General features: G+C 76.2%; 6 protein-coding genes. 5 read left to right on the forward strand and 1 reads right to left on the reverse strand.

The features are described from left to right. Window positions 1-1,050 (forward strand): DUF4328 domain-containing protein (locus tag VF468_07560; GenBank protein ID HEX5878161.1); only part of this gene is annotated, 1,050 nt, incomplete at its 5' end. Window positions 1,051-1,088: 38 nt separating this feature from the next. Beyond that, a complete protein-coding gene (locus tag VF468_07565; protein ID HEX5878162.1) occupies window positions 1,089-1,874 on the forward strand; it encodes an enoyl-CoA hydratase-related protein in 786 nt (261 codons plus the stop codon). On the opposite strand, the gene VF468_07570 is transcribed toward VF468_07565, so the two are convergent. Continuing rightward, window positions 1,861-2,985, reverse strand: a complete 1,125-nt coding sequence (locus VF468_07570) for a galactose-1-phosphate uridylyltransferase (GenBank protein HEX5878163.1) — start codon at window positions 2,983-2,985, stop codon at window positions 1,861-1,863. The genes VF468_07565 and VF468_07570 overlap by 14 nt on opposite strands. A gap of 122 nt (window positions 2,986-3,107) precedes the next feature. On the opposite strand from VF468_07570, the gene VF468_07575 reads away from it, so the two are divergent. From VF468_07575 to VF468_07585, 3 genes are all read left to right on the forward strand, one after another. Then, window positions 3,108-3,893 (forward strand): electron transfer flavoprotein subunit beta/FixA family protein, encoded by a 786-nt coding sequence (locus VF468_07575; protein ID HEX5878164.1) that lies wholly within the window; start codon window positions 3,108-3,110, stop codon window positions 3,891-3,893. A 15-nt stretch (window positions 3,894-3,908) separates the two neighbouring features. Continuing rightward, the gene (locus VF468_07580; protein HEX5878165.1) at window positions 3,909-4,847 is read left to right on the forward strand and encodes an electron transfer flavoprotein subunit alpha/FixB family protein; all 939 of its coding nucleotides are present in this window, start codon (window positions 3,909-3,911) and stop codon (window positions 4,845-4,847) included. After that, window positions 4,847-5,617 (forward strand): hypothetical protein (locus tag VF468_07585; protein ID HEX5878166.1); only part of this gene is annotated, 771 nt, incomplete at its 3' end. The genes VF468_07580 and VF468_07585, both read left to right, overlap by 1 nt.

Consider the following 5,617-nt stretch of genomic DNA (forward strand, 5'->3'; position numbering starts at 1 on the left):
GCCCACCTCGAAGCCCCCCCACCCCGGGTCACCACCCTCCGCCCCGACCTGCCCCCCGCCATCGACCAGGTCGTCGCCAAGGCCATGGCCAAGGACCCGGCGGCCAGGTTCCCCACCTGCCGCGCCCTGGTCACCGCCGCCCGCCAGGCCCTCGACCCCGCCCCTGGCCGTGACCACCCGAGCGCCCCTCTCCCACCCGGCCCGGTCCCGCCCGCCCCGGCCCCGGGCACGCCCGACCCCCACCCACCTGGCGTTCGGGCCCCCGAACGGGAGGGTAGCCGACCCGCGGCGGGGGCGGGTGGCGCTGTCCACAGCCCCCCGACCCCGACCGGCTGGCCGGCTCCACCTGCCCCGGTCGCCGCCCTTGAGGGCTACCTGCCGCTGCGGCGACCCGCGCGGCGGGTGCGGCTCGCCCTGGGGGTGTCGATCCTGCTCGCCCTGGCCAGCGCGGCCGCCAACCTGGGCGACACCCAGGCGGCCAGGGAGCTGACCGGCGGCACCGGCGACCTGTACCTGTGGGTCGGCGCGGTCCAGGCGGCCTGGTTCCTGGTCACGGCCGGGCTGTGGCTGGCCTGGTTCCGGCGCGCCTACCTGAACCTGCCCGCCCTCGGGGCCAGGCGGCTGCGCTTCCGGCCCTGGTGGGCGGTGGGCGCCTGGCTGGTCCCGGTGTTCAGCCTGTTCCGCCCCAAGCAGGTCCTCAACGACATCTGGCGGGCCAGCGACCCCGACCTGCCGCCCGACCAGGCCGACACCTGGCGCCGGCGCCCCGTGGCCGAGCTGCTCGGCCGGTGGTGGCTGGCCTTCCTGGCCTCGGTCCTGGTCCGCAGCATCACCACCGAGGCCGTCCACGCCGCCGCCGACCTGATGCTCCTCGGCCTCCTCCCCGAGCAGTTCGAGAGCTTCCAGCCCTCGGCCGGCATGCAGGTCCTGGCCGACCTGCTCACCGTGCTCTGCGGCCTGCTCGCCCTGCGGGTCGTCCGCCGCACCACCGCCCGCCAGCACGACCGGGCCACCCGCCTGGCCGCCACCGGCGCCATCGCCCGCCGCTAGAATCGCGGCCGCAGCCGAACAGCCAGGAGGGACCGCCGGTGGGTGAGTTCGTACGTCTGGAGGTCGACGAGGCCAGCCGGGTCGGGACCATCCGGCTCGACCGGCCGCCCGTCAACGCCCTCAACGCCCAGATCCAGGACGAGCTGCTGGCGGCGGCGGAGGAGGCCGGGCGGGACGAGCGGGTCGGGTCGGTCGTCCTCTGGGGCGGGGAGAAGGTGTTCGCCGCCGGGGCCGACATCAAGGAGATGAACGGCCTCGGCTTCGCCGGCATCTCGACCAGGCCGACCGACCTGGCCGACGCCTGCGACGCCCTGGCCCGCATCCCCAAGGTGGTGATCGCGGCCGTCAACGGCTACGCCCTGGGCGGCGGCTGCGAGGTGGCCCTGACGGCCGACTTCCGGTTCGCGGCCACCGACGCCAAGTTCGGCCAGCCCGAGATCCTCCTCGGCGTCATCCCCGGGGCCGGCGGCACCCAGCGGCTGCCCCGCCTGGTCGGGCCGGCAAAGGCCAAGGAGATGATCTACTCGGGCCGCTTCTACGGCGCCGCCGAGTGCCAGGCGATGGGCCTGGTCGACGAGGTGCACCCGGCCGGCGAGGTCTACCAGCGGGCGTGTGCGGCCGCCGCCGGCTACGCCAAGGGCCCCGGCCTGGCCCTGCGGGCGGCCAAGCAGGTCATCGACGCCGGCCTGGAGGCCGGCATCGACGCCGGGCTGCTGCTGGAGCGCCAGGCCTTCCACTCGCTGTTCGCCACCGAGGACGCCGCCGAGGGCATGGCCTCGTTCGTGGCCAACGGCCCGGGCAAGGCGACCTTCAGGAACCGTTAGCGGCCGACCGGAGCGCGTCGGCGGCCCGGTCGGGGTCGACCACGTTGATGATCACGCCCGTGCCCAGCTCGAAGCCGCCGTAGGTGGTGAGGCGGGGGAGCAGGTGCAGGTGCCAGTGGAAGTCGTCGACCCCCGGCGGGGCCGAGTGCAGCACCAGGTTGTAGGGGGCGTGGTCGCCGGCGACCCCGCGGAACCGTCGCAGCAGGTCGCGGAGGCTGGCCGCCATGGCGGTGTCGTCGTGGCCGCCCTCGTCGAACCGGGGGCGGTGGCCGGCGGGCAGGAGCAGCGCCTCGAACGGGGCCGCCGACGCCCACGGGCAGAGGGTGAGCAGGTCCCCGTTGGCACCGACGAGCCTGGGGCCGCCGCGCTCGGCGGCCACGGTCGCGCAGGCGGCGCAGGCGTCCCCGGCCAGCCGGTCCACCTCGGCCCTGACGCGGTCGGGCCGTCCGGCGGTGCCGAACACCTGGCTGTGCGGGTGCTCCAGGGAGGCCCCGGCGGTGCGGCCCTGGTTGACGATGACCAGCACCGCCCCGAACGCCTGGTCGCGGTGGGCGGCCAGGCGCCGCCGCCAGGCCGCCATCGTGCGCGCCACCGCCACCGGCGGCAGGTCGGCCAGGGTGGCCTCGTGGTCGGGGTTGTGGATGACCACCTCGTGCACCCCGGCCGTTGGGACCGACCTGTAGAGGCCCCCGATCGACCGGGAGGCTCCGCCCCACGGCGCTTGATCCACCGGGGCACCCCTCCGGGGTTCCCCGGACCCCTCCGGCGCCTCCGGCTCCATGAGCCCCCCGGACCCCCCGTTGTTGCGTGCTTCGGCCGGGGGGCCGGCGAACGCCGGGAACTTGTTGGGGACGACCCGGACATGCCAGCCGGGCTTGTCGGGCTCGGTGCCCGGGTCGCGGTCGGCCCAGACCTCGGGCGGGGTCATGTGCTCGTTGCCGGGACAGAACGGGCAGCCGAGCGGCCCCCGCGGGGTGCCCACGTCGCCGAGGAACGCCTCCGGCCTGGCCGCCCGGCCCACCGTGATCGCCACCCACCCGCCGCTGAGCGGGTCCTGGCGCAGCTCGCCAGGAGCGTTGGGCAGGGCCGGCGGCGGCAGGATGCGGGCCATGGGCCCGCAGCCTAGACCATCCGCGAGACCTGGGGGTGTGGACAGGCAAAGGGTCGGCCCGTTGCGGCATCATGGTCGCCGGCCCGGACACGGTCCGGCACCGGCCACCCCTGGAGGCAGCGTTGAAGATCCTGGTCACCGTCAAGCGCGTGCCCGACACGGCCGCCGAGAAGCGGCTCGACCCGGCGGACAAGACGCTCGACCGCGAGTCGGTCGAGACGATCCTCAACCCGGTCGACGAGTACGCCGTCGAGGAGGCCCTGCGGCTCAAGGAGCAGCACGGCGGCGAGGTCGTGGTGCTCTGCATGGGCCCGGCCTCCGCCCTGGCCACGGTGCGCAAGGCGCTCTCCATGGGGCCGGACGCGGCCGTCCACGTGCACGACGACGCCCTCCACGGGTCGTGCGCCTTCAACACGGCCAAGGTGCTCCAGGCGGCCGTCCGCCAGGTCGAGCCGGACATCGTGGTCTGCGGCTCGGAGTCCACCGACGCCCGCACCTCCCTGGTCCCCAGCGCCCTGGCCGAGTACCTCGGCTGGCCAGGGCTGACCGGGGCCAAGCAGCTCGAGGTGGACGGGTCGACCATCCGCGTCCACCGCGAGACCGAGAACGGCTACGACGTGCTCGAGGCCGAGGGGCCGGCCGTGGTCAGCGTGGTCAAGGGCATCAACGAGCCCCGCTATCCGTCGTTCAAGGGCATCATGGCCGCAAAGTCCAAGCCGGTGACCGACTACACCCTGGCCGACCTGGGCGTCGACCCGGGCGAGGTCGGCACCGCCGGCGCCACCACCGAGGTCGTCGACTTCGCCCCCCGGCCTCCGCGGCAGGCGGGACAGCAGGTCAAGGACCCTGGGGACGGCAGCGCCGCCGTCGAGCTGGCCGAGTTCCTGGCCGGCCACAAGTTCATCTGAGACGGGAGTAACGCGATGCCGCCAGTTCTCGTTCTGGTCGAGCATGAGGATGGCGTCACCAAGAAGGTGACCTTCGAGATGCTGACCAAGGCCCGCGACCTCGGCGACCCGGTGGCCGTGTTCGTGGGCGAGGGTCTCGAGGCGGCCCGCGAGGGCCTGGCCCGCCACGGCGCCACCGCCGTCTACGCCGCCGGCGGCGACCACCGGCTGTCCGGGCCGCTCACCGGCGCCCTGGCCGCCGCCGCCGACCGGGCCGAGCCGGCCGCGGTCCTGGTCGCGGCCACCCCGCTGGCCAAGGACGCCGGGGCCAGGCTGGCCGCCCGCAAAGGCTGGGGGATGCTGGCCGACATCGTCGACCTCGACGGCGACCTGGTCGCGACCCAGAACGTGTTCGGCGGGGCCACCACCGTGCGCGCCCGGGTCCGCACCGGCACCCCGGTGCTGGCCGTGAAGCCCAACTCGTTCCCGGTCGAGGAGGCCCCGGCCGAGCCCGAGCTCGTCGACCTGGAGGTCGCCGAGGCCCAGGAGCCGGTCCGGGTGACCGACCGCGTCGTCCAGGAGGAGGGCGGGCGGCCCGACGTGGCCGAGGCCGAGATCGTCGTCTCGGGCGGCCGCGGCCTCCAGGACCCGTCGAATTTCGCCCTGGTCGAGGCGCTGGCCGACACCCTCGGGGCGGCCGTCGGGGCCAGCCGGGCCGCGGTCGACGCCGGCTGGTACCCCCACCAGCACCAGGTCGGGCAGACCGGCAAGACGGTCTCGCCCCAGCTGTACGTCGCCGTCGGCATCTCCGGGGCCATTCAGCACCGGGCCGGCATGCAGACCTCCAAGACGATCGTCGCCGTCAACAAGGACGCCGACGCGCCGATCTTCGCCATCTCCGACTTCGGGGTCGTGGGCGACCTGTTCAAGGTCATCCCCAGGCTCACCGACGAGGTCGCCAAGCGGAAGGGTTGATGAGCAGCCGCCAGCCACCCCGGGAGCCGGCCCGCCCGCGGCGGGCCGACCGGCCGACGGCCCCCGCGGCCGCGCGGACCAGCGTGCGCGCCGCCGGGCGGGCGATCGCGCTCATGGCCACCGAGCCCCGCCGCCGCCGCGCCCAGCGCCGGGCCCGGATCGCCCTGGGCCGGGCGGTCGCCGCCCACCTGGCCGGCCAGCCGGCCCCGCCGCTGCTCGCCACCCCCCTGGCCGCCCACCGCGCCGCCCAGCTCCGCCTGGCCTCGACCGACCCGCCACCCCGCCCGTCCCCGAGCGCCAGCCTCACCACCCGCCCCCCGGGCAAGGGAACGGCGGCGGGTCCGGGGGCCGCTCCTGCGGGCGGTTCCGCCTCGGAGGCCGCTCCGGCGGGCGGCTCGACCTCGGGGACCGGCTCCTCGGTCTGGTCGGCGCTGGGCAACCGCCCCGCGGCCGGGCCGCCGGCGACCGGGGCGCCGCCCGGGTCCTCGGGGCCGCGGGTGGCGTCGCGGGCCGGGCGCTCGGCCCGGCGGGACCGCGACCTGGCGGCCGAGCTGGAGCGCCTGCTGATGATCGTGGTCCAGTTCCTGCCCCGTCTGGCGGCCAAGCTGCGGCTGCGGGCGGCGGACGAGCGGCTCGGCGCCTGGGCCACCGGCCTGAGCGACCCGCAGGACCCGGTGGTCGCGGCGGCGCGCACCCAGGCCGCCGAGGCCCAGCGGGCGGCGGTCTCGGCCAGAGTGGCCGCCTCAGCCAACTGGCGTCAGGCCGTCGAC

The sequence above is a fragment of the Actinomycetota bacterium genome (genome assembly GCA_036280995.1).
Taxonomy (GTDB): Bacteria; Actinomycetota; CALGFH01; order CALGFH01; family CALGFH01; genus CALGFH01.

Excerpts from the sequence above, each read along its gene's own strand:
- VF468_07570 (HEX5878163.1), bottom strand. The coding sequence starts at position 2,985 with ATGGCCCGCATCCTGCCGCCGCCGGCCCTGCCCAACGCTCCTGGCGAG.
- VF468_07580 (HEX5878165.1), top strand. The coding sequence starts at position 3,909 with ATGCCGCCAGTTCTCGTTCTGGTCGAGCATGAGGATGGCGTCACCAAG.